Here is a 15,129-nt window from a genome sequence, read left to right on the forward strand (position 1 = left end):
ATGGCGTTCACCTGCGCCACCGGCAAGCGCCGCAAGGCGGGCCGGATGCAGCGTACGACCGCCCGCGCGGCGGGCATAGCGGCGCTCACGACCTCGGCGCTGGCCGCCGGCTCTCCCCCCGAACCGACCGCCGCGAACGCCGCTCCGGCCATGGACGACACCGTCACCGTGCGCCTGGACACCGTCGCCGCGCACGCCGACGACCACGCGGCCGTGCAGGAACAGGCCGTCCAGCGGGCCGCCGCCCGCGCGCGGACCGAGGCGGTGCGCGCCCAGGCCGCCGAGGACGCCCGGGCCGCGCGCCTGGCCGAGGCCCGGGCCGCGCGGGAGGCCGAACGCGCCCGCCTGAACGCCTTCGTCGCCCCGGTCACCGGCTCCTACGTCTCCACCGGCTACCGCAGTGGCGGCTCCCTGTGGTCCTCCGGCAGCCACACGGGCATCGACTTCCACGCCGCGACCGGCACCCCGGTGCACGCCGTCGGGCTCGGCACCGTCGTCGAGGCCGGCTGGGGCGGCGCCTACGGCAACCAGGTCGTCGTCCGGATGAACGACGGGACCTACACGCAGTACGGCCACCTGTCGTCGATCTCCGTCTCCGTGGGGCAGACGGTCACCCCGGGGGAGCGGATCGGCCTCTCCGGTGCCACGGGCAACGTGACCGGCCCGCACCTGCACTTCGAGGCCCGGACGACGCCGGAGTACGGCTCCGACATCGACCCGGTCGCCTATCTGCGCGCGCACGGCGTCGGCGTCTGACGCGCGAGATCGTCCAGCCCCGGCCCCCTCGGCCGGGGCTTTCGACGTTTCGGACGCACTTCTGTCCAAAAAATATCCATGGATTCCGGCCCGCCATCGGAAATTCCGGCGCATTGCAATAGAGTCACGGAACACACGTCGATCGGCTGCGTTCGACGGCGTTTCACGGGGATTAAGGCGGAGGTCGGTCATGCGTATTCCGGCGCACTCGGTGTGCACGGCCATCCGGGACGACATCGTCTCGGGTGTCTACGAGCGCGGCAGCCGTCTCACCGAGGAACTCCTCGCGCGCCGGTACGGCGTCAGCCGCGTCCCCGTCCGTGAGGCGCTGCGCACGCTGGAGGCCGAGGGGTTCGTCGTGACCCGCCGGCACGCGGGCGCGTGCGTGGCCGAGCCGACCGAGCAGGAGGCCGCCGACCTGCTGGAGATGCGGCTGCTGCTGGAGCCCCTCGGCGCCGCGCGGGCCGCCCAGCGGCGCACCGAGGCCCATCTGAAGGTGCTGCGCGGACTCGTCAGGCTGGGCCAGGAGCGGGCCAGGAGGGGTAACAGCGAGGATCTGCGCTCCCTGGGCGGCTGGTTCCACGAGACGCTCGCCCAGGCGTGCGGAAGCCACGCCCTGACCTCGACGCTGACCCAGCTGCGCCACAAGATCGCCTGGATGTACGCCGTGGAGCCGTCGGTCGCCCCCGTCGACTCCTGGGCCGAGCACGGCGCGATCGTCGACGCCGTCGCGCGCGGCGACGCCGAACGCGCGCGGGCGGTCACCGCCCTGCACACCGAGCGCTCCACCGCCGCCCACCGGCTGCGCTTCGCCGGCGCCGACCGTGTGAGGACTTCGCAACACGCCGTAAACATGACCGGCCTGCGGCATTAACACGGGCGCCGTATACAAAGAACAGGTAATTATCCGAGGGCTATTTCCGCTGCCCTTTTCCGGAGTGCGCCGTGAATTTCCCGGTGCGCGCCTTCCGTGTGCGCCCGCGCGCCCCGCGGTCCTTATGCCGGGCAATTCATTCCGAGGTGCCCGGAAACGACGGAGCCGCGCCACCTGGAAAGGGTGACGCGGCTCGGTACGCGCGCGTGGAGCGTCGTCAGACGGTCTCGGGGAGCTCGTCGAGACCCTCGGAGACCAGCTTGGCCAGCCGGTCGAGGGCGGCGTCCGCGCCCTCGGCGTCGGAGGCCAGGACGACCTCCTCGCCGCCCTTGGCGCCGAGGCCGAGGACGCCCAGCATGGAGCCCGCGTTGACGGGGGTGCCGCCCGCCTTGGCGATCGTGACCGGTACGCCGGTGGCCGTGGCGGATCGGACGAAGAGGGAGGCGGGGCGGGCGTGAAGGCCCTCCGCCCAGCCGATGGTGACGCGGCGCTCAGCCATGTGATGCTGCCCTTCGGTGTTCAGGGTTGTCTAGACCAGTTTTCCACACGTGAAGCGTTCCCGGAGGAGCCACGACGGCGTCCCCGGGACGGCCGTCCGGACCGCGGCCTCGGTCCGGTTCGTGCCGTCTTCCGTCCCCCAGACTGCCTCGCGCCGTTGTCGGACGCGAGCCGTACGCTGGGCCCCATGCAGAGCGCGCAGGAGCGGCACGAGTACCCCGCCCACTGGGAAGCCGACGTGGTGCTGCGCGACGGCGGCACCGCGCGCGTGCGGCCCATCACCGCCGACGACGCCGAGCGCCTGGTCAGCTTCTACGAGCAGGTGTCGGACGAGTCGAAGTACTACCGCTTCTTCGCGCCCTACCCGCGCCTGTCCGCGAAGGACGTCCACCGCTTCACGCACCACGACTTCGTGGACCGGGTGGGACTCGCCGCCACCGTCGGAGGCGAGTTCATCGCCACCGTACGCTATGACCGCATCGGTCCCGACGGCCTGCCCGCGACCGGCCCCGCCGACGAGGCGGAGGTCGCCTTCCTCGTCCAGGACGCCCACCAGGGCCGCGGCGTCGCCTCCGCCCTCCTGGAGCACATCGCCGCCGTCGCGCGCGAGCGCGGCATCCGCCGCTTCGCCGCCGAGGTGCTCCCCGCCAACTCCAAGATGATCAAGGTCTTCACCGACGCCGGCTACACCCAGAAGCGCAGCTTCGAGGACGGCGTCGTCCGCCTGGAGTTCGGCCTCGAACCCACCGAACGCTCCCTCGCCGTCCAGCGCGCCCGCGAACAGCGCGCCGAGGCCCGCTCCGTACGACGCCTCCTCGCGCCCGGCTCCGTCGTGGTCGTCGGCGCCGGACGCGCCCCCGGTGGCGTCGGCCGCGCGGTCCTCGCCAACCTCCGCGCGGCCGGCTTCACCGGCGCCCTGCACGCCGTCAACAAGGCCCTCCCGGACGGCGTCGAGGAGCTCGACGGCGTCCCGGCCCACCGCTCCGTGCGCGACATCGACGGCCCCGTCGACCTCGCGGTGATCGCCGTCCCGGCGGACGCCGTGCCCGAGGTCGTCGCCGAATGCGGGGAGCACGGCGTCCAGGGACTCGTCGTCGTCTCCGCCGGGTACGCCGAGAGCGGCCCCGACGGGCGCGAGCGCCAGCGCGAACTCGTCCGCCACGCACGCGCGTACGGCATGCGCATCGTCGGCCCCAACGCCTTCGGGGTCATCAACACCGCCCCGGACGTCCGGCTCAACGCCTCCCTCGCCCCCGAGACGCCCCGGCCCGGCCGCATCGGCCTGTTCGCCCAGTCCGGCGCGATCGGCGTCGCCCTGCTCTCCCGGCTGCACCGCCGGGGCGGCGGCGTCACGGGCGTCACCGGAGTGTCGACGTTCGTCTCCTCCGGCAACCGCGCGGACGTCTCCGGCAACGACGTCCTTCAGTACTGGTACGACGACCCCGACACCGACGTCGTCCTCATGTACCTGGAGTCCATAGGCAACCCCCGCAAGTTCACCCGCCTCGCCCGGCGCACGGCCGCGGCGAAACCCCTCGTCGTCGTCCAGGGCGCCGGATCGGCCCCCCAGGGACACGCGGTCCGCGCGACGCGGCTGCCCCACGCGACGGTCTCCGCGCTCCTGCGCCAGGCCGGCGTGATCAGGGTCGCCACCATCACCGAACTCGTCGACACCGGCCTCCTGCTCGCCCGCCAGCCCCTTCCCGCCGGCCCGCGCGTGGCGATCCTCGGCAACTCCGAGTCCCTGGGGCTGCTCACCTACGACGCCTGCCTCTCCGAGGGACTGCGCCCCCTGCCGCCCCTCGACCTCACGACCGGCGCATCCCCGGCGGACTTCCGCCGCGCCCTCACACGCGCGCTGGGCGACGACACGTGCGACGCCGTCGTCGTCACCGCCATCCCCGCGATCGGCGAGGGCTCCGCGGACGACGCCGAACTCGCCGAGGCGCTGCGCTCGGCCGCCGCGGAGGTCCCGGCCAAGCCGGTGCTCGTCGTCCATGTGGAACTCGGGGGGCTGGCGGAGGCGTTGTCGGCGGCGATGAGCACGGGGCCGCAGGGGGCGGGCACGGCTTCCGGCGGGCTCGTGGGGGTTCGCGGGAGCAGCGCCCTCGGCTCGGCCCCGCCGTACCAGCGCGCCGGCGCCCCCGTACCCCTGCCCGCCGCCCCTCCCGGACAGGCCCCCGCGACGCGCCCGGGCAACGCCCTGGCCGCCGCCAGGACCCCGCACCCCGCCCTCTCCGCATCCCCCGACAAAGCCGCACAAGCCCCCCTCGCGCCCCCGCAGGGCCCCCGCCTCATCCCCGCCTACCCGGCCGCCGAACGAGCCGTACGCGCGCTCGCGGAGGCCGTCAAGTACGCGCAGTGGCGGCGGGAGGCGGCCGACCCGGGCCGGGTCCCCGAGTACGAGGACATCGACGAGAAGGGCACCGCGCGGATGATCGACGGCCTCCTCGCGCGCGGGCAGGGCCTCACCCTCGGCACCGACGAGACCTGCGAACTCCTCGGCAGCTACGGCGTCGACGTCCGCCGCGCCGTCCCGGCCCCGACCCCCGAGGACGCCGTCGAGGCCGCGCGCGCCCTGGGCTACCCCGTCGCCCTGAAGGCGACCGCCCCGCACCTGCGCCACCGCGCGGACCTCGGCGGCGTCCGCCTCGACCTCGCGGACGAGGAGCAGCTGCGGCGCTCGTACACCGAGTTGACCGACCTGTTCGGGACACCGGAGGAACTGCGCCCCGTCGTCCAGGCGATGGCCCCGCGCGGGGTCGACACCGTCGTCCGCGCGGTGATCGATCCGGCCGCCGGAGCGGTGCTGTCCTTCGGCCTCGCCGGAGCGGCCTCGCAGCTGCTCGGCGACATGGCGCACCGCCTCGTGCCGGTCACCGACCGCGACGCGACCTCCCTGGTGCGCTCGATCCGCACGGCGCCCCTGCTGTTCGGCTGGCGCGGCTCCACCCCCGTCGACACCCCGGCCCTGGAGGAACTCCTCCTGCGCGTCTCCCGCCTGGTCGACGACCACCCCGAGGTCGTCGCCGTCACCCTGGAACCCGTCGTCGTCGCCCCGCGCGGGGTGAGCGTCCTCGGCGCCTCCGTCCGCCTCGCCCCGCCGCCCGCCCGCGACGACCTCGGCCCGCGCACCCTGCCCGCCTACTGAACGCCTCGCGGCGGCCCTGTGCGGGGTGCCTCGCAGTCAGTGGGTCCCCGTAGGATGGAGGGCATGGCCAAGACCAGTACGACGACCCAGGGGCTGCGCGCGGCGATCGAGCGCAGCGGCTACTACCCGGCCCTCGTGGCCGAGGCGGTGGAGGCCGCCGTGGGCGGCGAGCCGATCCGGTCGTACCTGGTGCACCAGGAGACCACGTTCGACCAGAACGAGGTCCGCAGGCATGTGACCGTCCTCGTCCTCACCGGCAACCGCTTCATCGTCAGCCACACCGACGAGCAGGCCGCCGACACGACGTCCCCGACGCCGTACGCGACCACCTCCACGGAGTCCGTGAAGCTCGGCCGGATCTCCTCCGTCGTCGTCAGCCGCGTCGTCGCCAACCCGGAGTCGTACGCGCCGGGCACGCTCCCGCGCGAGGTGATGCTCACGATCGGCTGGGGCGCCGTCTCCCGCATCGACCTGGAGCCCGCCGCCTGCGGCGACCCCAACTGCGACGCGGATCACGGCTACACGGGCAACTCGACGGCGGACGACCTGAGTCTGCGCGTCAGCGAGGCGGGCGACGGCCCGGAGACGGTGCGTCAGGCGCTCGCCTTCGCGCAGGCGCTCTCCGAGGCGACCGCGGCCGTCTGATGTCCCAGCTCGCCCCCTGGGACCACCCCGAACCCCTCCGCGTCGACTCCGCGCCCGTCCCGCGCTACGGCACCGGCTCCCTCGCCGACCTGCTGCCCACCGTGGCCGCCGGACTCGGCGTCCCCGGCCTCACCGCCGCGATCCCCTCGCTGACGCCCGCCGACCGCGTGTGCGTCTTCCTCGTCGACGGCCTCGGCCTGGAGCAGATCACGGCCCACCCGGACGAGGCGCCGTACCTCAACGGCCTCCTGAAGCCCTCCGCAGGGCATCTCACCGCCGGCTTCCCCGCCACCACCGCGACCTCCCTGGCCTCAGTCGGCACCGGCCTCCCGCCGGGCGCGCACGGACTGCCCGGCTACACCGTCCGCGACCCCGCGACCGGCGCGCTGATGAACCAGCTCCGCTGGCAGCCCTGGACCTCCCCGGAGGTCTGGCAGCCCTACCCGACGGTCTTCCAGCTCGCCGACGCGGCCGGTGTGCACACCGCCCAGGTCTCCTCGCCCGCCTTCCAGAACACCCCGCTGACCAAGATCGCGCTCAGTGGAGGAACGTTCCACGGACGGCTGACCGGCGAGGAGCGCATGGACCTCGCCGCGGCCCAGCTCGCCGCCGGGGACCGGTCGTTGGTCTACACGTACTACGCCGAACTCGACGGCGCCGGGCACCGCTACGGCATCGCCTCCGACACGTGGCGCGGCCAGCTCATGTACGTCGACCGGCTCGTCCAGCGGCTCGCCGAGCAGCTTCCGCCGCGCAGCGCGCTGTACGTCACCGCCGACCACGGCATGGTCGACATCCCCTTCGACGAACAGCACCGCATCGACTTCGACGAGGACTGGGAGCTGCGCGCGGGGGTCGCCCTCCTCGGCGGCGAGGGGCGCGCCCGGCACGTGTACGCCGTCCCCGGTGCCGCCGCCGACGTCCTGACCTGCTGGCGCGAGGTCCTCGGCGAGCAGTTCTGGGTCGCCTCGCGCGAGGAGGCCATCGCCGCCGGGTGGTTCGGTCCGCACGTCGACGAGCGGGTGTACGACCGGCTCGGCGACGTGATCGCCGCCGCGCGGGACGATGTGCTGATCATCGCCTCCGAGCGGGAGCCGAAGGAGTCCGCGATGGTCGGCAACCACGGTTCGATGACCCCTGCGGAGCAGTTCGTGCCCCTCCTCGAAGTACGCTCCTGATCGATTCCGACCGTTTCTCCGGCCCTCCCGGGGCCTTCCTGCCGAAAGGTGCTCACCTCGCCATGCCCGAGTTGGTGTTCTTCTCCGGAACCATGGACTGCGGGAAGTCGACCCTGGCGCTCCAGATAGAGCACAACCGATCGGCTCGCGGGCTCAAAGGGATGATCTTCAGTCGCGACGACCGCGCGGGCCGGGGCAAGCTGTCCTCCCGGCTCGGGCTCGTCACCGACGCGGTGGAGATCCGGGACGGCCAGGATCTGTACGCCTACCTCGTCGACCACCTCTCCCACGGCGGCCGGGCGGACTACGTCATCGCCGACGAGGCGCAGTTCCTCGCGGAGGAGCAGATCGACCAGCTCGCGCGCGTGGTCGACGATCTCGGGCTCGACGTCTACGCGTTCGGCATCACCACCGACTTCCGATCCAAGCTCTTCCCCGGCTCCCAGCGGCTCGTCGAACTCGCCGACCGCGTCGAGGTCCTCCAGGTCGAGGCCCTCTGCTGGTGCGGCGCCCGCGCCACCCACAACGCCCGCACCGTCGGCGGCGTCATGGTCGTCGAGGGCGCCCAGGTCGTCGTCGGCGACGTCAACCAGGCGGACACCATCGGCTACGAGGTGCTGTGCCGCCGACACCATCGCCGCCGGATGACGGCGGCATCGGAGAAGGCGGCTGCGCTGTCGCCCGATGTGCTGCCGGTCCAGGCGGTGTAGGCGAGACCGTCCACTCGCCGATGTCGTCGGAGAAGCCGCTGTTCATGGAGAACTGGACGGTGCCCACCCGTGAGTTGTCCGGTACCTCGAAGGAGAGGTAGCCGAGAGCCGTGTCACCAGGGCGGATGAGGACATGGACTGGGAAGTCCGCCCCCGCAGTGGTCAGGGTGCTGGTCGTATCGAAACGTTGATTGTCCTGATCAATGATGGACGCTCCGTTCGAGGGCGCGTCGCTGTACACCTCCGTCCCGGTGTTCTTGAGCCGGAACTGGACGGCGACGAGACGGTTGCCGGAGTCGGGCTGCGCGTACGAGTCCTTCGCGCGCGCGGGGTCGACCACCTTGACAAACGTCACGTCGAGCTTCTCGTCCCCCGTGTTCCCCGTGAGACTCAGCGTGTCCCCGACCTTCCCGTCGGACGATCCCGGTGCAGCGGAGCGGCAGATGACACCATCGTCCGCCCGCACCGAGAAGACGGCGAGCCGGGGTCAGGCGGGGCGTTGGAGGACGGCGAAGCGGGCGCCCTCAGGGTCGGCGAGTGTGGCGGTGCGGCCCAGGGGAGTGGTCGTAGCGGGGGAGACGACGTGGGCGCCCAGAGACACCGCCCGGGACAGGGCCGCGTCCGTGTCATCGACCTCGAAGTACGTCAGCCAGTGCGGGCCCCGGTCGCGGGGGAGGGTGGGGCCGAGGGCGTGGAGGGCGGCCACGGGGTGGGCGCCCAGGCGGAGGGTCACCGTGTCGGGGGTGGGGTCGGAGTCGTAGCCGAAGAGCGTCTCGTAGAACTTGGTGACCGTCTCCGTGTCGTACGTGAGGAGTTCGTTCCAGGCGGGTGTGCCGTGGGCGCCTGTCAGGGCCGTGCCGAGGTGGGAGGCGGGCTGCCAGAGGCCGAAGACGGCGCCGGCGGGGTCGGAGCAGATGGCGAGGCGGCCGGTGTCGCCCGCGTCGAGGGGCCCCACGCCTACGGTCCCGCCGCACAGCCGGACCCGCTCGGCGTCCCGGTCGACGTCGTCGGAGGCGAGGTAGGGCGTCCAGGCGACCGGCATCGGCCGCCCCGCGGGGAACTGGCCGATGCCCGCGACGTCCCGCCCGTCGAGCAAGGCACGCGCGTAGGAGCCCAGTTGCCGCGGCCCCGGGACGAACTCCCAGCCGAACAGCTCGCCGTAGAACTCCTCCGTCGTCGTCAGCCCGTGCACCATCAGGCTGACCCAGCAGGGCGTACCGGGTGCGTACCGGCCGTGCGTCTCGCCGTGCCGGTCCGAACCCCGTGCCTCGGTCATCGTCACTCTCTCCTTGGCCCCTCGCGGTGGCCGTGTCGTTCCGCCCTGGAACCCCCGTGCCGATGCTCGCACCACCCGCGCGGCCTCGCGTCCCGGAGCGCGCCGCCACGAGGGGACGTTGATGACGCACCCGTTTCACATTGATTGCCGTCAAGTGTTGATCGGTTGTACTCGGTGTGCCCGATCCCGTACACCTGGTGATCGAGCTTGCCCGGCGGGCAGAGTAACCGGACACCGGCGGCGGGGCCACCCCGTGCGCAAGGATGGGCGCCATGAACGCCATCATTTCCGCACCCGAGCTGGCGGCCGAACTGGCCGGAAACCACCCGCCCGTGGTCCTCGACGTCCGCTGGCAGCTCAGCGTCCCGACGGCGGGTCAGCCCCCCTTCGACGGCCACGCCGCGTACGCCACGGGACACGTCCCGGGAGCCGTCTTCGTCGACCTGAACCGCGAGCTGGCGGGCGCGCCGGGCGCCTCGGGCCGCCACCCTCTGCCCGACCTCGACGGCTTCGGCGCGGCGATGCGCCGGGCGGGCGTCTCGGCGTCGACACCGGTGGTCGTGTACGACGGAGGGCAGGGCTGGGCCGCCGCACGCGCGTGGTGGCTGCTGAGCTGGACGGGTCACCCGGACGTGCGGGTCCTCGACGGCGGGTTGCCGGCCTGGGAGGGGGAGATCTCGGCCGACCTGCCCGCGCCCGCCGAAGGCGACTTCACGCCGGTGCCCGGGGCGACCGGTCTCCTGGACGCGGACGGCGCCGCCGCCCTCGCCCGCTCCGGTGTCCTGCTCGACGCCCGCGCGGGGGAACGCTACCGGGGCGAAGTCGAGCCCATCGACCGGGTCGGCGGCCACATCCCCGGGGCGCTCTCCGCGCCCACCACCGAGTCGGTCGGCCCCGACGGCCGCTTCCTGCCCGCGGGCGAGCTGAAGGACCGCTTCCGGGCGCTGGGGGCCGACGGCGGCACCGAGGTCGGGGTGTACTGCGGTTCGGGCGTCTCCGGGGCGCACGAGGTCCTCGCCCTCGCGGTGGCGGGCATCCCGGCGGCCCTGTACGTCGGTTCCTGGTCCGAGTGGTCCGCCGACCCGTCCCGCCCGGTCGCGGTGGGCGCCGACCCGCAGTAGGACCGTTCACCGGAACCCGCGCGGGACGCCCCGCAGGGCCGCGAGCACCCGCGCGGGACTGACGGAAACGCGAGCACCCGCGCGGGGTGGTTACTCCTGCTTCTTGCGGCGGGTGCCGAAGACGATCTCGTCCCAGCTGGGGACGGCCGCGCGGCGGCCGGGGCGGACGCCGTCGGCCTCGGCCTGGCGATCGGTGGCGCCGATCAGCCGGTCCCGGTGGCTGCCCACGGAGCGCGGCATGAGGACGTCCGCGTAGGCGGAGCCGGCGGACGCGGCGGGTGCCGGGGGCTCCTCGACCTCGGCCTCCTGCTCGGTCTCCTCGGCGTCCTCCGCGGGCCGTTCGGGTACGACCATGTCGCCCCGGAAGCTCGGTACGGCCTCCAGCAGGCTGGTCAGCGAGTCCCGTTCGGCCACCGCCTCCTCGGCCGGTTCGGCGGGCGACGGAGCGGGCGGCGCGGGGCGCTCGCGGTCGAGCGGGCGGTCCCGGGGCAGCCGCGCGATCCGCGGCACGAACGGAAAGCTGGGCTCCGGCGCGGCGAGGTCGTCGGACTCGCCGATCAGGGAGCGCGCCTCGTTGTCCACGGCCTGGACGAGCCTGCGGGGCGGGTCGTACGTCCAGCTCGCGGAGTGGTGCTCGCCGGCCACCCGGTAGACCAGCATGACCTCCCAGGTGCCGTCGTCGCGGCGCCAGGAGTCCCACTGGACGGTGTCCTTCTCGGCGCCGCGCAGCACCAGCCGCTCCTGGACGGCCTCGCCGAGCTGGGGGCCGGCGTTCTCACCGGGACGGCGTACGGGGGTCTTGCGGGCGCGCTCGGCCATGAAGGCGCGCTCGGCCAGGACGGGGCCCTCGAAGCGGCGGACGCGGTCGACGGGGATGCCGGCGAGCTGCGCGACCTCTTCCGCGGTGGCACCCGCGCGTATGCGCGCCTGGATGTCGCGGGGGCGGAGGTGGCTCTCCACCTCGATCTCGATCTGGCCGAGCCGGGGCCGGTCGCCACGCACGGCGGCGCGCAGGCGCTCGTCGATGGGGAGTGTGTACTCCGTTGAGTCGGCAGCTTTGAGCACCAGCCGTGTTCCGTCATTCGAGACGGCCACGACCCGTAGTTCGGGCATGGGGACCTCCCGGGTGGTGCCTGCCGACGTCACGTGCGTCGCTGCTTCCGCTAGTCGAGTGTGGCCTGCCCGGGTGCAGCCTGCCACAACCTTGCCGAGTTGCCCGGCGTGTCGGGCACGGGCCCTGGATCGCCGTTATGGCACGGTTACCTATTCGCCACGCTAAGTGACTGACGCCGTCACCCTGTGCAACTGGTTCCCCTCCTGGCGGTCCAGCAAGGCCCCGGACACCCTGTAGGGAGGCCGGGCCCAGGGCTCGCAACAGTACTCCATTTGGGCCACGTGCGTGGATTGCCGCGCCCCTCAACTTCTCGCAAGAGGTGCGACTTGGCCGTGCTTCCCCCTGTTTTCGGGATCTTGAACGTGGCGTACTTCACGGATCATCCGGAATCGGAACTATCGGTTTCGTCCTGACGTCCCCTTCTTGAGTGGATAGACGATCAACCATTGATCAAGTAGGGGAAAGGCAGGCTAGGTCCCGGCATGCGTGAAAGGCCCGATCTCAGTGTTCCGCAGGTCGCGGGAAGCGCGTTGGCCGCGGTGCTCGCCGCCAAACTCGCCTCGTCCTTCGGCGTGTACGGCACGATCCTCGGGGCCGGTGTCGTCAGCGTGATCGCGACCTGTGGCGGCTCGCTCTTCCAGCACTTCTTCAAGCGCACCGGCGAGCAACTGCGCGAGGCGACCGTCCCCGCCGGCGCGGAACAGGCCCCGGCACCGGGGGAGTACTCGGCGGGGACGGTGCACCGCGCGCGGGGGAGAGGGCTGCGGCGGCCCGTCGTCGCGGCCGTCCTCGTCTTCGGCGTCACGATGACCGGCATCACCGCCTACGAACTGGCGTCCGGGAGCAGCTTCAGCGGCGGCGGGGGGACGACCGTCAGCGACGCGGTCTCCGACAGCGGCCGGTCGTCCGGGGACTCCCGCTCGACGACCCCGGAGAACACACCGTCCCCGGGCTCCTCTGACGCCTCGGACTCCTCCGGCTCTGCGGACTCCTCTCAGGGCGAGGCGACCCCCAGCCCGTCGGCCCCGGAGGCGACCCCGAGCCCCTCGCCGACCGCGGGCGCCGACGAGGCGACGCCCGCGCCGAGTCCGTCCGCTACTGCCCCAGAACCCTCCGCAGATAGTCGTTCTGGAACAGCCGATCCGGGTCCAACCGGTCCCGCAGCGCGGTGAACTCCCCGAAGCGCGGGTACACGCGCGTGAAGTACTCCGCGTCCCGGGTGTGCACCTTGCCCCAGTGCGGGCGCCCCTCGTGCGCCGTGAAGATGCGCTCGGCGGCCGTGAAGTACGCCTGGTAGGCCGTGCCCCGGACCATGTGGACGGCGACGTACGCGCTGTCGCGGCCGGACGCCGTGGACAGTGTGATGTCGTCGGCCGGCGCGGTGCGCACCTCCACGGGGAAGCTGACCCGCAGCCCCGAACGGTCGACGACCGCCTTCAGCTCGCGCAGCACCCCGGTCACCGCCTCGCGCGGAACGGCGTACTCCATCTCCACGAACCGCACCCGGCGCGGCGAGGTGAACACCCGGAACGGGATGTCGGTGTACGTCCGCGCGGAGAGCGCCTTGCTGGAGACCTGGGCGATCGTCGGGATCGTCGCGGGCACCGCCCGGCCGACCCACTGGGCCACCTGGAAGACGCCGTTGGACAGCAGCTCGTCCTCGACCCAGCCCTTCACCTGCCCCACCGGCCGGCGCGGGCCGGCGCTGCGGTTGTTGCGCTTGGTGTTGGTGCTCCCGGTGTGCGGGAACCAGTAGAACTCGAAGTGCTCGTTCTCCGCCCACAGCTGATCGAACTCGGCGAGCACCGTCTCGAACGGCATCGGCTCCTCCCGCGCGGTCAGCAGGAAGAGCGGCTCCACGGCGAACGTGATCGCGGTGACGATGCCGAGCGCGCCCAGGCCGATCCGCGCGGCGGCGAAGACCTCGGGGTTCTCCTTCTCGGAGCAGGTGAGGACGGAGCCGTCCGCCGTCACCAGCTCAAGCCCCTTGATCTGCGCGGCGATCGAGGCGGACTCCCGGCCCGTGCCGTGCGTGCCGGTCGACGTGGAACCGGAGACCGTCTGCTCCATGATGTCGCCCATGTTGGCGAGCGACAGGCCCTCGCGCGCGAGGGCCAGGTTGAGCCGCTTGAGCGGGGTACCCGCCTCGACCGTGACCGTCATGTCGTCCCGGTCGATGTTGCGGATACCGGTCAACAGTTGAGGGCGGATCAACACACCGTCGGTCGCCGCGATCGACGTGAACGAGTGCCCCGTACCGACGGCCTTCACCTTCAGACCGTCCTCGGCGGCCTGCCGTACGGCGGCGGCCAGCTCCTCCACGGAGGCGGGCTCGACCTCCCGCGCGGGACGGGCGACGACGTTCCCTCCCCAGTTACGCCACGTGCCGCTCTTCCCGCTCGCTGTGCTGCTCAACGGTGCCTCCCCGACCCGTAGCCGGCCTGCTGAGCCGGCGGTACCCCAGGAAACCGACCACGACCGCGACGGCACCGGACACCGCCGGAACCCCGTACCCCGCCCGCGCCCCGGCGGCGTCGATCACCCATCCGGCCGCCGAGGAGCCCAGCGCGACGCCCACCGCGAGCCCGGTGCTGATCCAGGTCATGCCCTCGGTGAGCTGCGTGCGTGGTACGTGCTCTTCGATCAGGGACATCGTCGTGATCATCGTGGGAGCGATGGACAGGCCCGCGACGAAGAGCGCCACGGCCAGAAACGGCAAGTTTCCGACCAGTAGGAGGGGGATCATACTCACGGCCATCGCCAGGATGCCCAGCAGCCAGCGCCTTTGCGGGGGCCCGGCGACGCGCATCAGGCCGAACACCAGCCCCGCCACGCACGAGCCGGCCGCGTACACCGCGAGGACGAGGCTCGCCGCGGCCTTGTGGCCCCGCTCGTCCGCGAACGCGACGGTCACCACGTCCACCGCTCCGAAGATCGCCCCCGTGGCCACGAACGTGGCCACCAGCACCTGGAGGCCCGGGGAGCGCAGCGCCGAACCCGAGCCGTGCCGCTCGCGCGGGTGCGGCTTCGGCTCGGTGGCCCGCTGGGCGGTCAGCCAGAAGACGCCCACCGCGAGGAAGCACGCCGCCAGCAGCGGCCCCGCCTCCGGGAACCAGGCGGTCGACAGGCCGATCGAGATGATCGGCCCAAAGATGAAGCACACCTCGTCGACGACCGACTCGAACGAGTACGCCGTGTGCAGCTGAGGCGTCCCCCGGTACAGGGCGGCCCACCGCGCGCGGACCATCGCGCCGAGGCTCGGCACCGCCCCGATGCCCGCCGAGAAGACGAACAGCGACCAGTCCGGCCACGACCAGTGCGCCGCCACCAGCATCCCGGCCGCCGCGACCAGCGCGACCAGCGTCGCCGGGCGCAGCACCCGGCGCTGGCCGTGCTGGTCGACCAGCCGGGAGATCTGCGGGCCGACCAGCGCGGCGGACAGCGCGATCGTCGCCGACAGGGCGCCCGCGAGGCCGTACCGGCCGGTCAGCTGGGAGATCATCGTGACCACACCGATGCCCATCATCGACAGCGGCATCCGCCCGACGAACCCGGCGGCGGCGAAGCCCTTCGTGCCGGGTGCGGCGAACAGTGCGCGGTAGGGGCTGGCCAAGGCGGTCTCCGGTCGTGCGAAGACCGCGTCCGGCCGGCGGCTCGGCGGGACGCGGTGGTGGCGGCTCTGCGGTACGGACCCCGTGACCAGAGTTCCGTAAGGTGCCAACGCGGCCCGTACAGCTTACGGCCCGGGGCACCCGGCCGCACCACCTCCGACGGCCCGGGAACTCCCGCAGGACACCCCGCCGTTT

General features: G+C 72.9%; 13 protein-coding genes and 1 pseudogene. 8 read left to right on the forward strand and 6 right to left on the reverse strand.

The annotated features are described in order from the left end of the window. Both ABZX85_RS04295 and ABZX85_RS04300 read left to right on the forward strand, forming a co-directional pair. Positions 1 to 756 carry a M23 family metallopeptidase gene (locus tag ABZX85_RS04295; protein ID WP_355862440.1) on the forward strand — a complete coding sequence of 252 codons (756 nt, stop codon included), beginning with the start codon at positions 1 to 3 and terminating at the stop codon, positions 754 to 756. Between the two features lie 190 nt (positions 757 to 946). Then, the gene (locus ABZX85_RS04300) at positions 947 to 1,630 is read left to right on the forward strand and encodes a GntR family transcriptional regulator (protein WP_355862441.1); all 684 of its coding nucleotides are present in this window, start codon (positions 947 to 949) and stop codon (positions 1,628 to 1,630) included. Between the two features lie 217 nt (positions 1,631 to 1,847). On the opposite strand, the gene ABZX85_RS04305 is transcribed toward ABZX85_RS04300, so the two are convergent. Next, positions 1,848 to 2,129 carry an HPr family phosphocarrier protein gene (locus ABZX85_RS04305; RefSeq protein ID WP_355862442.1) on the reverse strand — a complete coding sequence of 94 codons (282 nt, stop codon included), beginning with the start codon at positions 2,127 to 2,129 and terminating at the stop codon, positions 1,848 to 1,850. A gap of 186 nt (positions 2,130 to 2,315) precedes the next feature. Between ABZX85_RS04305 and ABZX85_RS04310 the strand changes: the two genes are divergently transcribed. The 4 genes from ABZX85_RS04310 (at position 2,316) to ABZX85_RS04325 (ending at position 7,812) form a co-directional block, all read left to right on the forward strand. Then, on the forward strand, positions 2,316 to 5,279 hold the full coding sequence (locus ABZX85_RS04310; RefSeq protein WP_355862443.1) for a GNAT family N-acetyltransferase: 2,964 nt from the start codon (positions 2,316 to 2,318) through the stop codon (positions 5,277 to 5,279). Positions 5,280 to 5,333: 54 nt separating this feature from the next. Further along, a complete protein-coding gene (locus tag ABZX85_RS04315) occupies positions 5,334 to 5,924 on the forward strand; it encodes a DUF5998 family protein (protein WP_355863084.1) in 591 nt (196 codons plus the stop codon). After that, positions 5,924 to 7,102 carry a nucleotide pyrophosphatase/phosphodiesterase family protein gene (locus ABZX85_RS04320; protein ID WP_355862444.1) on the forward strand — a complete coding sequence of 393 codons (1,179 nt, stop codon included), beginning with the start codon at positions 5,924 to 5,926 and terminating at the stop codon, positions 7,100 to 7,102. Before ABZX85_RS04315 ends, ABZX85_RS04320 begins: the two co-directional genes overlap by 1 nt. Before the next feature lie 62 nt (positions 7,103 to 7,164). Further along, positions 7,165 to 7,812, forward strand: coding sequence for a thymidine kinase (locus tag ABZX85_RS04325; protein WP_355862445.1), 648 nt, complete (start codon positions 7,165 to 7,167; stop codon positions 7,810 to 7,812). Between the two features lie 37 nt (positions 7,813 to 7,849). Here the strand turns inward: ABZX85_RS04325 and ABZX85_RS04330 are convergent. Together ABZX85_RS04330 and ABZX85_RS04335 are read right to left on the reverse strand one after the other, a co-directional pair. After that, positions 7,850 to 8,278: pseudogene (locus ABZX85_RS04330) on the reverse strand (DUF4352 domain-containing protein); the annotation flags it as partial. 21 nt (positions 8,279 to 8,299) lie between these two features. Further along, positions 8,300 to 9,088, reverse strand: coding sequence for a VOC family protein (locus ABZX85_RS04335; protein WP_355862446.1), 789 nt, complete (start codon positions 9,086 to 9,088; stop codon positions 8,300 to 8,302). 272 nt (positions 9,089 to 9,360) lie between these two features. Here ABZX85_RS04335 and ABZX85_RS04340 point away from each other — a divergent pair, with 272 nt between their 5' ends. After that, a complete protein-coding gene (locus tag ABZX85_RS04340; RefSeq protein WP_355862447.1) occupies positions 9,361 to 10,209 on the forward strand; it encodes a sulfurtransferase in 849 nt (282 codons plus the stop codon). Positions 10,210 to 10,299: 90 nt separating this feature from the next. Here the strand turns inward: ABZX85_RS04340 and sepH are convergent, their stop codons facing one another. Then, positions 10,300 to 11,322 (reverse strand): septation protein SepH, encoded by a 1,023-nt coding sequence (gene sepH, locus ABZX85_RS04345; RefSeq protein ID WP_355862448.1) that lies wholly within the window; start codon positions 11,320 to 11,322, stop codon positions 10,300 to 10,302. A 483-nt stretch (positions 11,323 to 11,805) separates the two neighbouring features. Here sepH and ABZX85_RS04350 point away from each other — a divergent pair, with 483 nt between their 5' ends. Then, positions 11,806 to 12,495, forward strand: a complete 690-nt coding sequence (locus tag ABZX85_RS04350; protein ID WP_355862449.1) for a hypothetical protein — start codon at positions 11,806 to 11,808, stop codon at positions 12,493 to 12,495. Here the strand turns inward: ABZX85_RS04350 and ABZX85_RS04355 are convergent. Both ABZX85_RS04355 and ABZX85_RS04360 read right to left on the reverse strand, forming a co-directional pair. Then, positions 12,419 to 13,738, reverse strand: coding sequence for a D-arabinono-1,4-lactone oxidase (locus tag ABZX85_RS04355; RefSeq protein ID WP_355862450.1), 1,320 nt, complete (start codon positions 13,736 to 13,738; stop codon positions 12,419 to 12,421). The two genes, ABZX85_RS04350 and ABZX85_RS04355, sit on opposite strands and share 77 nt — an antisense overlap. Next, the gene (locus ABZX85_RS04360; protein WP_355862451.1) at positions 13,698 to 14,936 is read right to left on the reverse strand and encodes an MFS transporter; all 1,239 of its coding nucleotides are present in this window, start codon (positions 14,934 to 14,936) and stop codon (positions 13,698 to 13,700) included. Before ABZX85_RS04360 ends, ABZX85_RS04355 begins: the two co-directional genes overlap by 41 nt. Between the last annotated feature and the right edge of the window lie 193 nt (positions 14,937 to 15,129).

The sequence above is a fragment of the Streptomyces sp. NPDC004539 genome (assembly GCF_040610055.1).
In the GTDB taxonomy this organism is placed as follows: domain Bacteria; phylum Actinomycetota; class Actinomycetes; order Streptomycetales; family Streptomycetaceae; genus Streptomyces.